Source organism: Antiquaquibacter oligotrophicus, from assembly GCF_020535405.1.
GTDB lineage: Bacteria > Actinomycetota > Actinomycetes > Actinomycetales > Microbacteriaceae > Rhodoglobus > Rhodoglobus oligotrophicus.
In genome coordinates this window covers 952,165-967,898 of sequence record NZ_CP085036.1, presented here as the reverse complement: position 1 = coordinate 967,898, position 15,734 = coordinate 952,165, and the positions used below count along the sequence as shown (strand labels likewise).

General features: G+C 65.9%; 23 protein-coding genes. 13 read left to right on the top strand and 10 right to left on the bottom strand.

The window, feature by feature from the left end:
* Positions 1-406: 406 nt before the first annotated feature.
* Both LH407_RS04795 and LH407_RS04790 read right to left on the bottom strand, forming a co-directional pair.
* Positions 407-706 carry a GIY-YIG nuclease family protein gene (locus tag LH407_RS04795; RefSeq protein ID WP_322132431.1) on the bottom strand — a complete coding sequence of 100 codons (300 nt, stop codon included), beginning with the start codon at positions 704-706 and terminating at the stop codon, positions 407-409.
* A gap of 108 nt (positions 707-814) precedes the next feature.
* Positions 815-1,501 carry a response regulator transcription factor gene (locus LH407_RS04790; protein ID WP_322132432.1) on the bottom strand — a complete coding sequence of 229 codons (687 nt, stop codon included), beginning with the start codon at positions 1,499-1,501 and terminating at the stop codon, positions 815-817.
* 51 nt (positions 1,502-1,552) lie between these two features.
* Between LH407_RS04790 and LH407_RS04785 the strand changes: the two genes are divergently transcribed.
* From LH407_RS04785 to LH407_RS04770, 4 genes are all read left to right on the top strand, one after another.
* Positions 1,553-1,807 carry a hypothetical protein gene (locus LH407_RS04785; RefSeq protein WP_322132433.1) on the top strand — a complete coding sequence of 85 codons (255 nt, stop codon included), beginning with the start codon at positions 1,553-1,555 and terminating at the stop codon, positions 1,805-1,807.
* Between the two features lie 153 nt (positions 1,808-1,960).
* Positions 1,961-2,554, top strand: coding sequence for an FABP family protein (locus tag LH407_RS04780; RefSeq protein ID WP_322132434.1), 594 nt, complete (start codon positions 1,961-1,963; stop codon positions 2,552-2,554).
* Positions 2,547-3,608, top strand: coding sequence for a CAF17-like 4Fe-4S cluster assembly/insertion protein YgfZ (gene ygfZ / locus LH407_RS04775; protein WP_322132435.1), 1,062 nt, complete (start codon positions 2,547-2,549; stop codon positions 3,606-3,608). Before LH407_RS04780 ends, ygfZ begins: the two co-directional genes overlap by 8 nt.
* A gap of 6 nt (positions 3,609-3,614) precedes the next feature.
* A complete protein-coding gene (locus LH407_RS04770; protein WP_322132436.1) occupies positions 3,615-4,757 on the top strand; it encodes an FUSC family protein in 1,143 nt (380 codons plus the stop codon).
* Between the two features lie 171 nt (positions 4,758-4,928).
* Here the strand turns inward: LH407_RS04770 and LH407_RS04765 are convergent, their stop codons facing one another.
* Positions 4,929-6,383 carry an MFS transporter gene (locus LH407_RS04765; protein WP_322132437.1) on the bottom strand — a complete coding sequence of 485 codons (1,455 nt, stop codon included), beginning with the start codon at positions 6,381-6,383 and terminating at the stop codon, positions 4,929-4,931.
* Between the two features lie 127 nt (positions 6,384-6,510).
* Between LH407_RS04765 and LH407_RS04760 the strand changes: the two genes are divergently transcribed.
* Together LH407_RS04760 and LH407_RS04755 are read left to right on the top strand one after the other, a co-directional pair.
* Entirely contained in the window at positions 6,511-7,068 is a 558-nt protein-coding gene (locus LH407_RS04760) for a TetR/AcrR family transcriptional regulator (protein ID WP_322132438.1), read from the top strand.
* Positions 7,069-7,117: 49 nt separating this feature from the next.
* On the top strand, positions 7,118-7,678 hold the full coding sequence (locus LH407_RS04755) for a hypothetical protein (protein ID WP_322132439.1): 561 nt from the start codon (positions 7,118-7,120) through the stop codon (positions 7,676-7,678).
* A gap of 4 nt (positions 7,679-7,682) precedes the next feature.
* Here LH407_RS04755 and LH407_RS04750 read toward each other — a convergent pair whose 3' ends face one another.
* Positions 7,683-8,447 carry a methyltransferase domain-containing protein gene (locus LH407_RS04750; RefSeq protein WP_322132440.1) on the bottom strand — a complete coding sequence of 255 codons (765 nt, stop codon included), beginning with the start codon at positions 8,445-8,447 and terminating at the stop codon, positions 7,683-7,685.
* Between the two features lie 174 nt (positions 8,448-8,621).
* Here LH407_RS04750 and LH407_RS04745 point away from each other — a divergent pair, with 174 nt between their 5' ends.
* Genes LH407_RS04745 through LH407_RS04725 form a run of 5 tightly spaced genes read left to right on the top strand, consistent with a single transcriptional unit; the run spans position 8,622 to position 10,884 of the window.
* A complete protein-coding gene (locus LH407_RS04745; protein ID WP_322132441.1) occupies positions 8,622-9,305 on the top strand; it encodes an SDR family NAD(P)-dependent oxidoreductase in 684 nt (227 codons plus the stop codon).
* Positions 9,302-9,445 carry a hypothetical protein gene (locus tag LH407_RS04740; protein WP_322132442.1) on the top strand — a complete coding sequence of 48 codons (144 nt, stop codon included), beginning with the start codon at positions 9,302-9,304 and terminating at the stop codon, positions 9,443-9,445. The genes LH407_RS04745 and LH407_RS04740 overlap by 4 nt, the downstream gene beginning before the upstream one ends.
* 3 nt (positions 9,446-9,448) lie before the next feature.
* Complete coding sequence (locus LH407_RS04735) at positions 9,449-10,192, top strand: phosphoglyceromutase (protein WP_322132443.1); 744 nt, start codon at positions 9,449-9,451, stop codon at positions 10,190-10,192.
* A gap of 45 nt (positions 10,193-10,237) precedes the next feature.
* Positions 10,238-10,483 (top strand): AbrB/MazE/SpoVT family DNA-binding domain-containing protein, encoded by a 246-nt coding sequence (locus LH407_RS04730; protein ID WP_322132444.1) that lies wholly within the window; start codon positions 10,238-10,240, stop codon positions 10,481-10,483.
* On the top strand, positions 10,483-10,884 hold the full coding sequence (locus LH407_RS04725) for a PIN domain-containing protein (protein ID WP_322132445.1): 402 nt from the start codon (positions 10,483-10,485) through the stop codon (positions 10,882-10,884). Before LH407_RS04730 ends, LH407_RS04725 begins: the two co-directional genes overlap by 1 nt.
* On the opposite strand, the gene LH407_RS04720 is transcribed toward LH407_RS04725, so the two are convergent.
* Positions 10,885-11,073: a hypothetical protein gene (locus LH407_RS04720; RefSeq protein WP_322132446.1), complete on the bottom strand. Its 189-nt coding sequence runs from the start codon at positions 11,071-11,073 to the stop codon at positions 10,885-10,887.
* Between the two features lie 92 nt (positions 11,074-11,165).
* On the opposite strand from LH407_RS04720, the gene LH407_RS04715 reads away from it, so the two are divergent.
* Entirely contained in the window at positions 11,166-11,513 is a 348-nt protein-coding gene (locus LH407_RS04715; RefSeq protein ID WP_322132447.1) for a hypothetical protein, read from the top strand.
* Between the two features lies 1 nt (position 11,514).
* Here the strand turns inward: LH407_RS04715 and LH407_RS04710 are convergent, their stop codons facing one another.
* The 5 genes from LH407_RS04710 to LH407_RS04690 all read right to left on the bottom strand — a co-directional run bounded on the left by LH407_RS04710 (position 11,515) and on the right by LH407_RS04690 (position 14,334).
* Positions 11,515-11,712 (bottom strand): PspC domain-containing protein, encoded by a 198-nt coding sequence (locus LH407_RS04710; RefSeq protein WP_322132448.1) that lies wholly within the window; start codon positions 11,710-11,712, stop codon positions 11,515-11,517.
* Positions 11,713-11,783: 71 nt separating this feature from the next.
* Positions 11,784-12,314 carry a hypothetical protein gene (locus tag LH407_RS04705; protein ID WP_322132449.1) on the bottom strand — a complete coding sequence of 177 codons (531 nt, stop codon included), beginning with the start codon at positions 12,312-12,314 and terminating at the stop codon, positions 11,784-11,786.
* A 141-nt stretch (positions 12,315-12,455) separates the two neighbouring features.
* Entirely contained in the window at positions 12,456-13,268 is an 813-nt protein-coding gene (locus tag LH407_RS04700; protein ID WP_322132450.1) for a GIY-YIG nuclease family protein, read from the bottom strand.
* 45 nt (positions 13,269-13,313) lie between these two features.
* Positions 13,314-13,700 (bottom strand): hypothetical protein, encoded by a 387-nt coding sequence (locus LH407_RS04695; protein ID WP_322132451.1) that lies wholly within the window; start codon positions 13,698-13,700, stop codon positions 13,314-13,316.
* A gap of 181 nt (positions 13,701-13,881) precedes the next feature.
* A complete protein-coding gene (locus tag LH407_RS04690) occupies positions 13,882-14,334 on the bottom strand; it encodes a hypothetical protein (RefSeq protein WP_322132452.1) in 453 nt (150 codons plus the stop codon).
* A gap of 131 nt (positions 14,335-14,465) precedes the next feature.
* Between LH407_RS04690 and LH407_RS04685 the strand changes: the two genes are divergently transcribed.
* On the top strand, positions 14,466-15,686 hold the full coding sequence (locus tag LH407_RS04685; protein WP_322132453.1) for an exonuclease domain-containing protein: 1,221 nt from the start codon (positions 14,466-14,468) through the stop codon (positions 15,684-15,686).
* The last annotated feature ends 48 nt before the right edge of the window (positions 15,687-15,734 follow it).

The window sequence follows — 15,734 nt, the reverse complement described above, 5'->3', positions numbered from 1 at the left end:
GCCGCGTAGCGGCGTCTCGAAACCGAGCCCCGCGTCACTTCGTGTGGTGGGTTTCGATAACGCCGGGCTTCGCCGCGGCTACTCAACCACCAGGTCATTCCGACCCCGCTGGAAGAGGAGCCGCCGGTGGCGGCGCAGTTTTACTCCGCTTTACCCCGCTGGTTGAGGAGCCGCGCAGCGGCGTCTCGAAACTGAGCCCCGTGTTGCTTCGTCGGGTGGTTTCGATGACGCCGGGCTGCGCCGCGGCTACTCAACCACCAGGTATCTCGTGCCATGCCCATACCCCGCTGGTTGAGGAGCCGCGCAGCGGCGTCTCGAAACCGAGCCCCGTGTTACTTCGTGTGGTGGTTTCGATAACGCCGGGCTTCGCCGCGGCTACTCAACCACCAGGTACTGCGCCTCCGTGTTACCTCGGTGGGCGCCGGCTCAACCGCGGCAAGTCGTCGTAGTGCGACGCAATGAGCGCCTCCCGTTTCGCGCGGCCCCAACCCTGCACCTGCTTCTCACGGGCGTACGCGTCGCCGATCTTCTCGTACTCCTCCACAACCACCAGCTCCGCGGGCAGACGCCGCGAGGTGTATCCCTCGACCGCCCCGAGGGAGTGCTGCTGCATCCGATGGTCGAGGTTGCGGGTGCTGCCCACGTAGTAGCTGCCGTCGGCGCAGCGCAGGATGTACATGAACGCCACAAGGAGAGTGTTCGCCACCGAGCCCGTCGCATATCCAGCTTCGCCGCAAAGTGTGGAGGATCACACGCCGACTCCGCTGGTTGAGGAGCCGCGCAGCGGCGTCTCGAAACCTGCGACGCCCGAGGCCTAGTTGTCGGCGGTGATGCGCTCCGCCTCGTCGTCGTAGACGTTGAAGCGGTAGCCCACGTTGCGCACGGTGCCGATGAGCGACTCGAGGTCGCCGAGCTTGGCGCGCAGACGCCGAACATGCACGTCGACGGTGCGCGTGCCGCCGAAGTAGTCGTAGCCCCACACCTCGGAGAGCAGCTGCTCACGCGTGAACACACGCGACGGGTGGGTGGCGAGGAAGCGCAGAAGCTCGAACTCCTTGAACGTGAGGTCCAGGGGTCGTCCGTGCACCTTCGCCGAGTAGGAGGCCTCGTCGATAACGACACCGGATGCCTGAATCTTGCTGTTCGACGCATCCTGAGTCTGTCGACCCAACGCCAACCGGATGCGTGCATCCGCCTCGGCGGGCCCTGCCCCTGCGAGGATCACGTCGTCAACACCCCAGTCCGCAGAGACCGCGGTAAGCCCGCCCTCGGTGAGGATGAGCACGATCGGCACCGTGACCCCGGTGGTGTTGAGGATCTTGCACAACGACTTGGCGCTGGCCAGATCTTGCCGAGCATCCACGAAGATGAGATCGCACGTGGGCGCGGAAATAAGCGAAGCAGGCGATGCCGGGATCTGCTTCGTTGTATGGCTGAGGAGCCCCAATGCCGGAAAGACTTCGCTGTCCACCGCAGAGGTAAGTATCAACAGCTGCGCCAATAGTCCTCCAGAGTGCGTGGGGACAGTCTATGCGCACGTACAATCGTGCCCATGTCCTGGCAGCTTCTCAGCGTCCTTCCGGTGTGGGTTGCCTCTCTCATCGCCGCCATCGTCATCCCTCTTACTACGAGCCCTGACAAGTGGGTCACGTGGATTTCGACCGCCTTCGCGGTTGCGGTGATTGCGTCGTTCGCCGTGCAGCTGGCGATCCAGCGCAAGGAAGGTTTTGTGGTGCGCACCATGGCGAGCATCGGCGGTTCCCTCGTCGTGCTCGCGGCAGCCACCGGGGTGCTCGCGCTGCTCTGAAGTATCGGTACACCGTCGGGTACGCTGGAGCCATGAACCTTCTCGCCCTGGAACTGTTCTTCGTGGGACTTCTGGGCCTCGCGGTGCTCGCCATCGGTTTCGTCTCGATTGTGGTGCTGTACAACCTCTTCCGCGGGCAGCGCTGACGCTCTCGTGATGGAGATCAGCTCCGACATCCCCTCCGAACTGGCCCCGCTCGCGTGGCTGATCGGAGTGTGGGAGGGCACCGGAATCGTCCACTACAACCACGGTGAGACCACGGAGACCCTCGAGTTCGGGCAGCGCATCAGTTTCTCCCACGACGGTCTGCCGTACCTCAACTACACGTCGTCGACATGGCGTCTCTCCGACGGCATCAGCCACGTCTCCGAGATGGGGTACTGGCGTCTGAGCAGGCCTGCGACTCCGGGGGATCCGGGGCCGGGGATGCTCGGGCCGGTCGGTGACCGCCCGTACCGTACCGCCTCCGAGGTGGAGGAGCTCCGCAACAAGGAGGACGGCTTCGACGTCGAAGCATCCATCGTCCACCCCGAGGGTGTCACCGAGCTCTACCTGGGGCAGGTGCGCCAGGCCCGCATCGATCTGGCGACGGATGCTGTGGTGCGCACCGCCGGCGCGAAGGATTACGCCGCGGCCACCCGCCTCTACGGTTTTGTCGAAGACCATCTGCTGTGGGCGTGGGACATCGCAGCCCTCGGGCGGCCCCTCGCCTCGCACGCCAGCGGAAGGCTCGCGAAGGTTGACTGAGTTCACGCAGCGCCCGGGAGCGGTGGGTGACCCCGTGCAGCATTACGGCAACCCGCTCGGCGAGCAGCGCGCCCTTCTCTCCGGCGACGCGATCGTCGACCTCTCCGATCGCGGCATCATCAGGCTCAGCGGCCCGGACCGCCTGACCTGGTTGGACTCGCTCACCTCCCAGTCGATCGCGGGATTGGCTCCCGGCGTTTCGGCTGAGACGCTGCTCCTCAGCCCGAACGGCCGCATCGAACACGTCATGCGTGTTGTCGACGACGGCGAGACCGCGTGGCTCCTCGTCGACGGAGACGAGACGGAGGCGCTCGCCGCCTGGCTCGACCGTATGCGCTTCATGCTCCGTGTCGAGGTTGCCGTCGACACCGACTACACGACCATCGGTGCGTTCGCTCCGCATCCCGAGGTCGCCGCCGCCCCGAACGGTGTGGCGCTCGAGTGGGTTGACCCCTGGCGGGAGGTCGTCACCGGAGGGCATCAGTATTCGACCTCGGCCGAGCATCCGGGTGCCGAGTGGACGTATCGCGAGATCGTTGTGCCGAAGGATGCCGACCTGTCGTCGTTCCCCGCAGCCGGGCAGCTCGCGCTCGAGGCTGTGCGGATCGCCGCGTGGCGCCCGCGTCTTGCGACCGAGGTCGATGACCGCAGCATCCCGCACGAACTCGACTGGCTGCGTTCGGCGGTGCACCTCAACAAGGGCTGCTACCGCGGGCAGGAAACCATCGCGAAGGTGCACAACCTCGGGCACCCGCCGCGGCGCCTCGTCATGCTGCACCTCGACGGCTCGGAGGGGGTGCTTCCCGGGGTCGGGTCCGAGGTGTTGCTCGGGGAGACGGTCGTCGGGCAGGTGACCAGTTCCGCGCTGCACTACGAGCTCGGGCCGGTCGCGCTCGCCGTCGTCAAGCGCTCGGTCGACCCTGCCGCGGACCTCGTGGTGCGGGGCGACGTGGATGTCGCGGCGGCCCAAGAGACCATCGTGCCCACGGATGCCGGAGCCGAAGCATCCATTCCCCGCCTGCCGCGCCTTGGGGCGGTCACCAGGCCGAGGTAGCGCTCGGTGTCGGATGACGCGCGGCTACGACGACTCGGTCGTGTTGTTCGTGTGCGCGCGCTGGTCCGCAGCGGGTGGCGCCGGAGTGTCGACAGCCTCCCGGCCGCACTGCAGCTCACCATCGCCGTGCTCGCCGCCTACTCGATCGCGCGATACCTGTTCGGGCACCAGGTTCCCCTCATTGCGGTGACCGCGACCATCAGCACCCTCGGCCTCGCCCGCAATGCGAAACCCCGCGCCGTGGTGGAGACGGCGGTCGGCATCACCGTGGGCATCGCCCTCAGTGAAGTCATCGTCATCCTGCTCGGCAAGGGACCGTGGCAGATGGGCATCGTGCTGTTCGCCACCATCGTCGTCTCGCGCGGGTTCTCCGCGAACCCGGCGTTCGCGATCGCCGCCGCCGTGCAGGGCATGATCGTGGTGCTCCTGCCCGACCCGGCCGGCGGCGTTTTCACCCGCAGTATCGACGGTGTGATCGCGGGTCTCGTGGCGCTCGCCGCGACCGCACTCATCCCGCGCGACCCCCGCAAGGAGGCGAAACGGGATGCCCGGCTCCTGTTCTCCGTCTTCCATGAGGGCCTCGGCGGTCTCACCGACTCGCTGCGCGCCGCGGACCACACCGCGGCCGAACTCGCCCTCGACCGGCTCCGCCGCACGCAGGTGCTCGTCGACAACTGGGCGACGTCGCTCGACAACGCGCAGTCGATTGCGAGCATCTCACCATGGCTTCGGCGGCATCGCGCCGAACTGCAGACGCAGCACCGCATCCTCGCGGGGGCGGACCTCACCGCACGTCACCTGCGTGTGGTCGCGCGGCGCATCGCGGTGCTTGTCTCCGACGGGGTGGAGCGGCCGGAACTCGCTGATGTGATCGCCGAGCTAGCCCACGGAGTCGACCTCCTCGGTGAGCAGATCCAGGACCCGAGTGTGGTCGGTGCGTCCCGCACTATCTTCGAGGACCTCGCGCGTCGGCTGGACCCGGCGCACATCGTTCCGGACGGTGCGCTGCGCGAGTCCGTGATCGTTGTGTTGCTTCGGCCCTTCGTCGTGGATCTGCTGGTGGCATCCGGAATGGACGGCGAAGACGCGCGCGCCCTGCTGCCACCCGTGGAAGACCACCCGGGCACGGAGGAGCACCCGCTCAACTGAGGTTGCTGTACCCCGCTGGTTGAGGAGCCGCGCAGCGGCGCGACCCCGCCGGTTGAGGAGCCGCGCAGCGGCGTCTCGAAACCTGCGGCCCCGAGTGACTCCGTCGGGTGGTTTCGATGACGCCGGGCTGCGCCGCTGCTACTCAACCACCAGGTATCTCGTGCCGCCGCGTCACGCCCGGACGGGGACCTCGATGGCGGCGGTGTCGTCGACCACGCGGCGGGCCGCGAGGATTGAACCGACGATGGTCACGAGGATCGCACCGCTACCGATGAGGGCGACCGTCAGGAAGCCCGTCTCGTAGGCCTGCTCGGTGGGGAAGTCCATGCCGGTCGCCGAACCCGCGACGATCGCGGTCATGATGGTGACGCCCAGGGAACTGCCAATGGTGCGGAGGTTGGCGTTCATGCCGCTCGCCACACCCGTCTCGGTGGGCTTCACCGACTGCACGACCACACTCGTGATCGCCGAGTAGACGAGTCCCAGTCCGAACCCGAACAGAGCGCCCCACAGGGCAACCTCCCACGTGGTGGCGTGCACAAACGCGAGCGCGATCGTCGAGGCGACAATGAGCCCGGATGCCCCAGCTATCTGCGCTCGGAACCCGATGATCCGCCCCAAAGGCCCGCTCAAGAACCCGGCCACGGCCATCGTCGCGAGCATCGGCAGAGTGAGGAGTCCTGACTCGGCGACCGTCGCACCGAGGCCGTACCCGGTGCCGGTCGGCACCTGCACGAACCGCGGGAAGTAGGCGAACACCGAGAACATCACCGCACCGACGAGCACGGCGGCGACATTCATCGGCCAAATCGCCGGGCTGATCATGGTGCGCATGTCGACGAGCGGTTCCTTCGAGCGCCACTCGACCATGATCCACGCGACGAGGAGGATTGCGGCGAGGGCGAAGAGGCCAATAACGAGGGGCGAGTTCCAGCCCCACGCGTTGCCGTCGCTCAACGGGAGAAGCAGGGCCACGAGCCATCCGGAGAGCAGGAGCGCTGCGGGGATGTTGAGCCTGCCGGGGGAGCGCTCGGGGGATTCCGGAACGAGGGTGCGCGCAAGGATGGCTCCGGGGATCGACAGCACGAGGAGCACTAGGAAGAGGCCGCGCCATCCGATCGCCTCGGACAGGGGCCCGGCGAGCACAGCACCGATGCCGCCGCCGATCGCAATGAGTGCGGACATCGCCCCGATCGCGGAGGGCACGCGCTCGCGCGGGAATGCGTCGCGGAGCAGACCGAACGCGAGCGGGAACATCGCGCCGCCCATGCCCTGGATGATGCGCGCCGCAATAAGTACTTCGAGGTTGGGGGCGATCGCGGCGAGCACACTGCCGACCATCACACCCCCGAGGGAGATGAGGAGCACACGCCGGCGGCCCACCATGTCGCCGACTCGACCGAGGAGCGGGGTGGCGACAGCGGCGGCGATGAGCCAGGCGGTGACCGTCCAGGTGACGCCGGCAGTGTCGGTGCCGAGGTCTGTCTGGATGATCGGCAACACGGGCACAACGAGGTTCTGGAGGGTCGCGAACCCGCCGACGCAGAGGGCGAGTACGAGGAAGGTGCGCCACGGGCGAGTGGTTGCACTGGTGGCGGTGGGGGAGACGGTGGTTGTTGTCGTCATGAGAGCTTTCCGCGAGAAGGTGACGCCTCGGATGGGCGTCGTATGATGGAGTAAACCTTTCGGAGGGTGCCTCCGCTTAGTACGATAGCGGAGGGTGCCTCCGTTTAGCAACCCTGGAGGTGAGACGGTGACCACGATCGACGATGTCGTGCGTCGACCGCAGCGCGCGGATGCTCGGCGCAACTTCGACGCGCTCATCGCCGCGGGTCGCGACGTCTTCGCGGCCGAAGGTGCTGGTGCTTCTCTCGAGGAGATCGCGCGGCGAGCTGGCGTGGGGATCGGAACGCTGTACCGAAACTTTCCGACGCGTGAAGCACTGCTCGAAGCCGTCTACGTAGAAGAGGTGCAGGGCCTCTCGCGCGCCGCCGACGAGGTCTCGTCCCTCGAGCCATGGGACGCCCTCGAGACTTGGCTGCACCGCTTCCTCGAATACCTCCGCACCAAGCAGGCCCTCGTCGAGGGGCTCAACAAGACCTCCGAGGTGATGGTCGTGTGCCGCGCCGCCATGTACTCGGCCGGCGGCCCGCTCCTAGCCCGGGCTCAGGCGGCCGGTGTCGCGCGCGATGACGTGATGATCGAGGACGCGGTGCGGATGCTCGCCGGAGTCTCCAGCGCCGCCTTCGCCGACGACGACCAGCGCGACCGGGTGATGGCGATCACGATCGACGCGTTGCGGGCACGGTAGCGCTAGCGCGTCGCGAAAGAAACTCGCATCCCAGCTCTACGCTGGGATCGTGTCGGACTTCCGGTGGCCCTGGTGGGCCGTGTTCCTTCAGAGCCTCGGCGGACTGGTATTCGTTGCGATTGCCCTCCTGATCGATGACGCCTATCGAACGGCGGAGCTGCGCAGCCTCACCACGCCGACCGACCCTGCTCCATACGACTGGAGCGAGTTGCTCTCGCTGGTCTACTTCTGGCCCTACGTCGTCGGCGCCATCGCGCTCTTCGTAGTCCTACCCGCGCACGCGCTCACGGCGGTCGTCCTGACCATAGGGCTTCCCATTCGGCTCGTGCCGGCGATCCGACGGTGGTGGGTCGCCCATTACGTGCCGGTGATCCTCATCGCCGCGAGCATCCTGCTGTTGCTCATCGCGTGGAATCTCCCTGCCGCTGAACTGGAAGTGAGCACCTACCAACCGTCGTCGCCAGTCTTCGTGGTCGGAGTAGCTCTGGGGGCATTCGCGATCTGGCACTTCTGGCTCCCGGGGCGCCGAGCGCCGCGTCCCGCAAAACCGCCCCGAAAGGTTCGCGCCCCGCGGCAGGATGAAGAGTGGCGGCTCGGCCGCCTCCTCTAATCGACTAGCTCGGCGCCACCGCGTCCCAGGCCACGGTCAGCTCGCCGAGGCGCCAGCGGGTCTTGCCTCCCAATACCGGCCACCCGGCATCCTTCATTCCCGCGACGGATGCCACCCACCGCTGCACCGGCGAGTACACACCGAGCCCCGCGTGCGTCGCCCACTGGCGGTCGAGGTCGCGCAGGAAGTCGTGGATGCGCTCGCCGGGAACGTTGCGGTGGATGAGGGCTTTCGGTAGCCGTTCCGCCACGATGCTGGGCGCCTCCAGCGACGGCAGGTGCAGGGATACCGTGAAGCGCTGCGGGCCGTCGGCCGTGACATCCGCCCAACTGGCGACGCGCCCCACCTCGTTGCAGGTGCCCTCGACGAGCACGCCGCCGGGCTGCAGCCGTGACACCATCAGCGCCCACGCGCCGGCGACCTTGCTCTCGTCGTACTGGCGCAGCACGTTGAGCGCGCGGATGATGGTGGGCCGCTCACCCGGAACCTCGAACCCACCAACGCGGAAGCTGACGCCCGGCCTCTCGTAGGGCTTCGCGGCGGCGACCCGCGCGGGCTCGATCTCGATGCCGACCACTTCGACGTCGCTGCGGGTTTTTGCGAGCCGCTCGTGCAGTTCGAGCGCGGTCGTCGCCGACGCCCCATAACCCAGGTCGACGACGATCGGATGCTCGGCCCGACGTAACGCGGGCAGCTGCGCGATCCACCGGTCGATGCGGCGGAGGCGGTTATGCCCGGTCGTTCCGCGGGTGACCTGGCCGATGGGCATGTACCCATTGTCCCGCGCGGTGCCCGGGCCACGTGCTGCCCCGCCTTTTCACTTTTTTCCGGAGGGTTGCGCGCATCTGGTCCCAGAACCGGTAACGGGTGTGACTGGGGGCCACATCCTCCGGAGAAGTGCGCGTCTGTGAACGACGCGGGCGGCACAACTAACGTTGAGCGCATGGACCTTCAGCTCAGCGGCCGTGTCGTGCTCGTCGTCGGCGGAACCGGGTACATCGGCTCCGCCATCGCCCGGAGGGCGCGGTCGGAGGGGGCGACTGTGATCGTCGCGTCCCGTCATCCTGAGGAAGAGGAGGGCATCGCGCTGGACGCGAGCGATGAGGCATCCGTGGATGCTGCGCTCGCCGGCATCCTCGAAACTCACGGCCGTCTCGACGCCGTCGTGATCACCGCGGCCCCGCCCGCGCACGAGCTCGACCCCGCCCGCCTGTCCGACCCCGAGCAGATCGCGAGTGCCGTCGAGGGCAAGGCGCTCACGTTCCTCCGTGTGGCCAATGCGGCGCTCCCGTACATGGTCGAGCAGGGCTTCGGGCGCATCGTCGGCATCAGCGGTCAGAACGCTTTTCTCACCGGCAACATCACCGCGACGGTGCGCAACGCGGCCCTCAACATCGCCGCGAAGAGCCTCGCCGATGAGGTCGCCGGTTCGGGTGTCGCCATCAACGTGATCAACCCTGGCCTGGTGACGGATGCCCCGAGCCCCGACGTGGAACGAGCGCGCCCTGGTCAGTCCTCGCCGGCGCAGATCGGCGACCTCACCGCGTTCCTGCTGTCGCCGCTCGCGAACATCTCGGGCGAGAGTATCTCGATCGGGCACCACCTGCGCGGGGTCGTACTGCCGTGACGGTGCTGCTGGCTCACGACGTTGCGGAGGATGACGCGCCGCGCTGGGTGCAGCATCCGTGGTCCACCCCGCGTGTCATCCTCCACAACGTATGGCGGGCATCGCGCGACGCGCCGCACCCCGCCCTTCGCTACGCTTAACCCATGACTTACACCCTGATCCTCCTCCGCCACGGCAACTCCGACTGGAACCAGAAGAACCTCTTCACCGGCTGGGTGGATGTGCGGCTCAGCGACCAGGGCATCGCCGAGGCGAAGCGCGCCGGGCAGCTGCTCGCCGAGTCGGGACTGAAGCCCGAGATCCTCTACACGAGCCTCCTCACCCGAGCCATCCAGACCGCCAACCTCGCCCTCGAGGAGGCCGACCGCCTCTGGATTCCGGTCAAGCGCAGCTGGCGCCTCAACGAGCGTCACTACGGTGCGCTGCAGGGTCTCGACAAGGCTGAGACGCTCGAAAAGTACGGCCCGGAGCTGTTCCAGACGTGGCGCCGCAGCTTCGACACCCCGCCGCCCGTGCTCGAGGACGACGCCGAGTACAGCCAGGTGCACGACGAGCGGTACCAGGGCATCGACGGCGAGATTCCCCGCACCGAAAGCCTCAAGATCGTCATCGACCGGATGCTCCCCTACTGGTTCTCGGACATCACCGTCGACCTTGCCGCAGGCAAGACGGTGCTGGTCACCGCGCACGGCAACAGCCTCCGCGCACTCGTAAAGCACCTCGACGGCATCTCCGACGACGACATCGCCGAGCTGAACATTCCGACGGGCATCCCGCTCGTCTACGAGCTCGACGAGCACTTCATCCCGACCGGCCCGAGCCGCTACCTCGACCCCGAGGCCGCTGCTGCCGGTGCCGCGGCGGTCGCCGCGCAGGGCAAGAAGTAGGTCAGAAACCTGCTCCTTACGTGAGGTAAGGAGTAGGTTTAGTGCATGCCCACAGCAACCGTCACCAGTAAGGGTCAGGTAACGATCCCGGTCGAGGTGCGTGAACGCCTCGGTATCGAAGCGGGAACCCGCGTCGAGTTTGTGCCTCGGTCCGACGGGACGTGGGAGTTCGTCGCTGCGGGCGAATCCGTTGCGAGCATCCGCGGCATGTTCAGGTCTACGCGGTCGGCATCGAACGCGGACCTGGGTGACGCCATCGCCGAGGCCGCCGTCGAACGTTACCTGGGCTGATGATCGGACTCGATACCAACGTGCTCGTGACGTACGCGACACAGGATGACCCCCGGCAAGCAGCACTCGCGGAGAAACTGATCGAGCAACTCACGCCCGAGAACCCCGGATTCGTCACCCAGATTGCACTCGTCGAGTCGGTGTGGGTGCTGCGGCGGCTGTTCGAGGCCGACGATCAGTCGATCAGCACATTCGTTGGGCGCTTGCTGAACTCCCGCGACCTCGTGATCGAGAACGCCGATGCTGCGCGCCGGGCGCTGGATGAGACTCGGGGCAGCGTCGAGTTCACCGACGCCTTGCTCGCACAGACAGGTCTCGCCGCCGGGTGCGACTACACCGTGACCTTCGACCGTCGAGCGTCCAAGGTCGACGGCATGCGCCTGGCCGCCACCGTGGCGTAGCTAGTCCCCGCGCTCGACCTCGCCGCCGTCGAGCAGGTCATTCGCTTCGACGGTGTCTTCGCCGCCCATCGCCGCGTCTGTCTCGATCTCGCCGCCGTCCGCCTCTGGCAGGTGCTTGTCGCCGAGGGCGACAGGCACGTCGGGCGGGGTGGGGTCTTCGGCTTCGGGGTTGCGCGTGTCATCCGTCATGGCGGGCATTCAACCGCGATTTGGCGCGCTCCGCTAGGGGTGGACAGCGGGTGGGTGCGGTCTTAGCGTTGCCGTCTTCGGAAGGAGCACGGATGACCGCCACGCTGAACAAGAAAGCGCTCGAGCACGCTCGTTCCCTCGTGAAGCAGGGGAAGGTCGTGCGCGACGGGCGGGACGACTGGAGCGAACACGCGCCCAGCGCCGACGACGAGAACCGTTACATCGACAAACACGGGTGGAGCGATTTCGCGTCGTGGCATCTGGGTGAGGATGCCGACGCCAGCGAGGAGACGAAGGGGCGGTTCAGCTTCCCCTTCGGCGACTTTGCGAAAGTGCATCGGTGCGCGGTGATCTCACTGGCGAGCCGCGCCGCGCAGTTCGATCACGACGACATCGCGAAGGCGTCGAAGGAGTTACTGGAACTCATCGACGAGGGGTGAGTCAGACGCCGGACGGCACGATGATCCAGAGCGCGATGTACATGATCAGCCCGACGCCGGTGAACAGTACGGCGAGGGCGGTGAGCAGGCGCACGAGTGTGAGGTTCCAGCCGAAGCGATTCGCGATGGCGAGGGAGACGCCGGCAATCATGCGGCCCTGCTTGGGGCGGACGAGGGCTCCAGTAGCTGCAGTTGTCATGCTTCGAGCGTAGGAACGTCGCGGTGCGTGGCGCCATGGGGGTAACCCCCGATTTGTCCCTGAGCTGAGAGTTAGGGCAGGGGCCCCTCACTCCCCGCGTGCAGGGCGGCAGCGGCCCTCCGCTTCTCTTCGCGAGGTCCGCAATAGGCACAAGTGCAATCGAGGAACGGATGCGGCCCCGGGATGATGAGAATTCGGGGGACGTTCTCACTGATGAAATAGCTTTCGAAGAAGTACATCGGCCCGCTCGACGCCCATGTTTCGTCGCCGTGCAGCTGGTGGCCAAGAAACACGCGTCCTTGAGCTTCGAGGTCTTTGATGACTTCGCTGTCATCGTCGAACGCGTTCTCATAGGTGCTACTAAGTTCACGGCCCAGTCGATGGCCGATGGCGAAGTACTTCACTCGCTCGCGGCCGACGGCTTCGCGAATCTCCGCTGCATGCTCGTCTAATGACCCCCGATACGTGTCAGCGATCCGCGCGAAGTGCACGAGCCTGAGATTCTCGTCGAGGCACACGATACGCACCTCAGTTGACTCACGGTCCCGCTCATCGCGGAACATATAGAAGTGGAGACCGTACCCGGAGTCGATGATCATCATCCGGAAACGGTAGGTGTGGAGTGGCGGCGCTGATCACCGAAGTCACCGGTTCGGGGGAGATGTGTGAGCGTCGCGAGCTGTGGAGGATGCGCGGACTGCCGCAGCTTCATCCGCTCTGAACTCCCGGGAACGCGAAGAAGCCTAGTTCCGGTTGAGCCCGTGCCGACGGCTGTCTAACGCGTCCTTGAAGTGGCTCTCGGCGGCGTCGATCTCCCGGGTGGGTGTTGCCGGGTCGAAGACGCGCAGAAGGGAGAACCTAAAGCTTGATGGGTCGAGAGTGCGCAGCTCCACGTTGCCGCCGTGCCCGTTTGTCGCGTACGCAGTCCACCGTTGCCGAATGCTTTCTATGCCGTCTGCTTTACCCACGTAGTGGCGCCCGTCTCGAGTGTCTGTAATTAAGTAGACCCCGACAACCGAGGAGAGCGCCGTGCGCCAGGAAGCGTACCGGTGATCGCGCATTACGGCTTGCAGTTGCGCGTGGCTCAAGACGAGGCGATCGAAGCCAGGGAAGGGGATTGGTTCAGCATCCGCGATCCCGACAACGGGATAGCTCGAAGCGGTGCTCGCATTCATCCGCCAGGTGCGCGGCGAGCGCCACCCGATAACGAGCCGGCTGCGCAGGTCGGCCATTTGCTCGGACTCGCTTATGTCGAATGTTCGGATGATGCCGTCGTTCGACACTTCACCCCGGTTCTCTACGACGGACCACAACCGGGCCTGATCCCCGCCTTCCCTGATGAAAACCACCCAGAATTGCGGCGGCACAGATGGAAATCGTCTCGTGTCAGCGGACTGTTTGCGGGTGTAATCGAAGATCTCGGCGTGCGTTGAATCTGCGTGGAGCCCTGTCAGCCCGCTCTCTTCGGACTCCTGTGCGAAGGCGTGACGAATCACGAGCGCCTGCGCTGGGTCAAGACCAGCGTCGACCAGAAGCGGGCCAAGCGTCAGCGCCATAGGTGGGCGGCTCCCTCTATACGTGTCGCACTAGTCATTGAGTGATTACTTCTCGGCGTCCGACGACTGTTCTTCGCCGCTATCGGTTCGCCGCACCTTCTTGGCCAAACCATCGGCGAGCTTGCCCGCCGTCGTTTTGGCATTGTCTGTAGTTGCGGCGCCGAACTCTCGAACCGCTGCGGCGCCTGCCGCGCCGAGTCTGACCGTTGAATTGAAGCCAGAGGTGCCAGTCTCGCGTACAGCGTCTCGGGCCTCGCCGGCGGCAACCGACCATCGCTTCTTCTCAAGCACCTCTCGATTGGCCTCGATGCCGAGTGTCTGATGGAAGGCCAGCACGTCAACGCCCACTTCGTTGCTCGAACGAACAACCTCACCGGGCTTGAGCGGGTGCAGCAGCACCTTGCTGTTGGCTTTCCCCGCGGCGACATCCATTCGGGAAAGCAGTCTTTGGGTTGTCGTGGCGATCAAGTCGCGACGCTTTGCGCGTGCCGCCTGAATAGCCCCGCGGTGGCGATCAAGATCATCAGGGCTTGAATCGAGAACGCGGTCAAGTTCCAGAACGGCTAGTCCATCTTGGAGTTGGAAGCAGCGCGCCAGCACTGCAAGCCATTCCTCAACCTCGTGCTCTGCGGCCTTCGCGGCCTTCGCAAGGTCGCCGACCTTCGACTTCTTCTCGAATCGCGGGATTGGTGAGCATCGAACCGACAGATCCCGGCTTGACGAACTCGAGGATGTTACTGATCTTCCCCTTGCTCGTCGTCACGATGGCTCGACTCACGCCGTCCGACGAACCCTTCATTGCGTTCCCGAGCTTCAGCGCCCTCGCGGACTCCTCGGTGAGCTTCACCCAGCGACCCGCGCTCGCGGCAACCTCTGAGCCGCCCTTTACAGCGGCACTTCCTACGTTAAGCACGTCGCCGAGTTTCTGCGTCAACTGAAGATCGCGAGAAGGAACGCCGGCCGTGGCGAGAAATCGATCGACGGCTGCGGCCTCCCCGATAACCGCGATTCCGCTTCCATCGCTGATTAGCTCGATTTCTTCGCGCGGCTCATCCTCGTTTGACATCTATGTCCCGTCCGTTGCCTAACCCGATGAAGTGAGGCTACCAATCGGCGTGGATGCCCCAAGCTTCGTCGTGTCGTTGCCCCCCGAAGCCGGGGCGGCGACGTTGTACCTAAGTGAACTACTCTCACAACATGCCAGGATTCGCAGTAATTGACCTAGAGACCACTGGCCTAAACCCCCACACGCACGACCGTGTTGTCGAGCTCGCCATTGTCCACGTCGACGAGTTCGGGAACACCGCCGAGACCTGGGAAACCCTGATTAACCCCGCCCGTGACCTCGGCCCGCAACATGTTCACGGCATCCGCTCGGCAGACATCTTGGATGCGCCCGCTTTTGCCGATGTGGTGGGGGATGTCATCGAACTCCTACAGGGCCGAGTGCTCGTAGCCCACAACGCGAGCTTCGACTCCCGCTTCTTGTACTCCGAGTTCGAACGCTCCGGCGTGCCTCTCTGGCAGCAGCCGAACTGGCTCTGCACGATGCAGTTGGCCCGGCAGTGCATCCCCGGTTCAGGCCGTTCACTCGCGGACTGCTGCGCTGCCTACGACATCGAACTCGTCGGTGCTCACCGTGCGTGCGTAGATGCCGTCGCCACCGCCCAGCTTCTCTCCGCCTACATGGGCGCGATCGAGCGCGAGTTCTGGTACTCGCACATTGATGCTGCCCTCGACTTCACGTGGCCTCTTGCTCCGACGGTGGGCGGCACCCGCGCGTGGAAGCCTCGCCCCGAGTACTCGACGGAGTCGACGGCAGCAAGCTTCCTCGAGCGCATCACCCTCAAGCTTCCGGAGCACGCCGGCCCAGCCGAACACACCGACTACCTCGCGCTCCTCGACCGTGCCCTCCTTGACCGTCACCTCTCGGTGCACGAGACCAACGCCCTCGTCGACCTAGCCGAAACCCTCGGCATCAGCCGCACGACGGTGGTCGCCCTCCACGCCGAGTACTTCGACGCTCTCACCGCCGTTGCCTGGGCCGACGGTGTGCTCACAGATGCCGAACTCGCCGACCTCGCAGCCGTGGCCGATCTCCTCGACATCCCCACGGACCGAATCGCGGATGCCATGGCACCCCGCATCACGGAGGCCCCATCCACCCAGGGCATCGGCGACTTCACCCTCTCGCCCGGTGACCTAGTCGTGCTCACTGGTGAGATGCGCCGACCGCGCGAGCAGATCGAGGCGGACCTCGCCGCCCGCGGCTTCGTGCCGTGGAGCGGAGTCACGAAGAAGGTGAAGCTGCTCGTGGCTGCAGACCCGGACTCGCTGTCCGGCAAGGCGAAGAAGGCGCGCGACTATGGGATCCCCGTGGTGAGTGAGGATGCGTTGGGGCGGTTACTAGGCGTCTGAGGTGGTGTCCTGAAGAAACGAGATTGGGATTCCGCATGCCCCGCGGAT

What these genes read in the sequence shown, in the direction of transcription:
- LH407_RS04695 (WP_322132451.1), bottom strand. Translation starts at nt 13,700, where the DNA reads ATGGATGTCGCCGCGGGGAAAGCCAACAGCAAGGTGCTGCTGCACCCG.
- LH407_RS04750 (WP_322132440.1), bottom strand. Translation starts at nt 8,447, where the DNA reads ATGCCCATCGGCCAGGTCACCCGCGGAACGACCGGGCATAACCGCCTC.
- LH407_RS04705 (WP_322132449.1), bottom strand. Translation starts at nt 12,314, where the DNA reads ATGATGATCATCGACTCCGGGTACGGTCTCCACTTCTATATGTTCCGC.
- LH407_RS04735 (WP_322132443.1), top strand. Translation starts at nt 9,449, where the DNA reads ATGACTTACACCCTGATCCTCCTCCGCCACGGCAACTCCGACTGGAAC.
- LH407_RS04720 (WP_322132446.1), bottom strand. Translation starts at nt 11,073, where the DNA reads ATGACGGATGACACGCGCAACCCCGAAGCCGAAGACCCCACCCCGCCC.
- LH407_RS04710 (WP_322132448.1), bottom strand. Translation starts at nt 11,712, where the DNA reads ATGACAACTGCAGCTACTGGAGCCCTCGTCCGCCCCAAGCAGGGCCGC.
- LH407_RS04700 (WP_322132450.1), bottom strand. Translation starts at nt 13,268, where the DNA reads ATGGCGCTGACGCTTGGCCCGCTTCTGGTCGACGCTGGTCTTGACCCA.
- LH407_RS04685 (WP_322132453.1), top strand. Translation starts at nt 14,466, where the DNA reads ATGCCAGGATTCGCAGTAATTGACCTAGAGACCACTGGCCTAAACCCC.
- LH407_RS04715 (WP_322132447.1), top strand. Translation starts at nt 11,166, where the DNA reads ATGACCGCCACGCTGAACAAGAAAGCGCTCGAGCACGCTCGTTCCCTC.
- LH407_RS04690 (WP_322132452.1), bottom strand. Translation starts at nt 14,334, where the DNA reads ATGTCAAACGAGGATGAGCCGCGCGAAGAAATCGAGCTAATCAGCGAT.
- LH407_RS04765 (WP_322132437.1), bottom strand. Translation starts at nt 6,383, where the DNA reads ATGACGACAACAACCACCGTCTCCCCCACCGCCACCAGTGCAACCACT.
- LH407_RS04725 (WP_322132445.1), top strand. Translation starts at nt 10,483, where the DNA reads ATGATCGGACTCGATACCAACGTGCTCGTGACGTACGCGACACAGGAT.
- LH407_RS04730 (WP_322132444.1), top strand. Translation starts at nt 10,238, where the DNA reads ATGCCCACAGCAACCGTCACCAGTAAGGGTCAGGTAACGATCCCGGTC.
- LH407_RS04785 (WP_322132433.1), top strand. Translation starts at nt 1,553, where the DNA reads ATGTCCTGGCAGCTTCTCAGCGTCCTTCCGGTGTGGGTTGCCTCTCTC.
- LH407_RS04745 (WP_322132441.1), top strand. Translation starts at nt 8,622, where the DNA reads ATGGACCTTCAGCTCAGCGGCCGTGTCGTGCTCGTCGTCGGCGGAACC.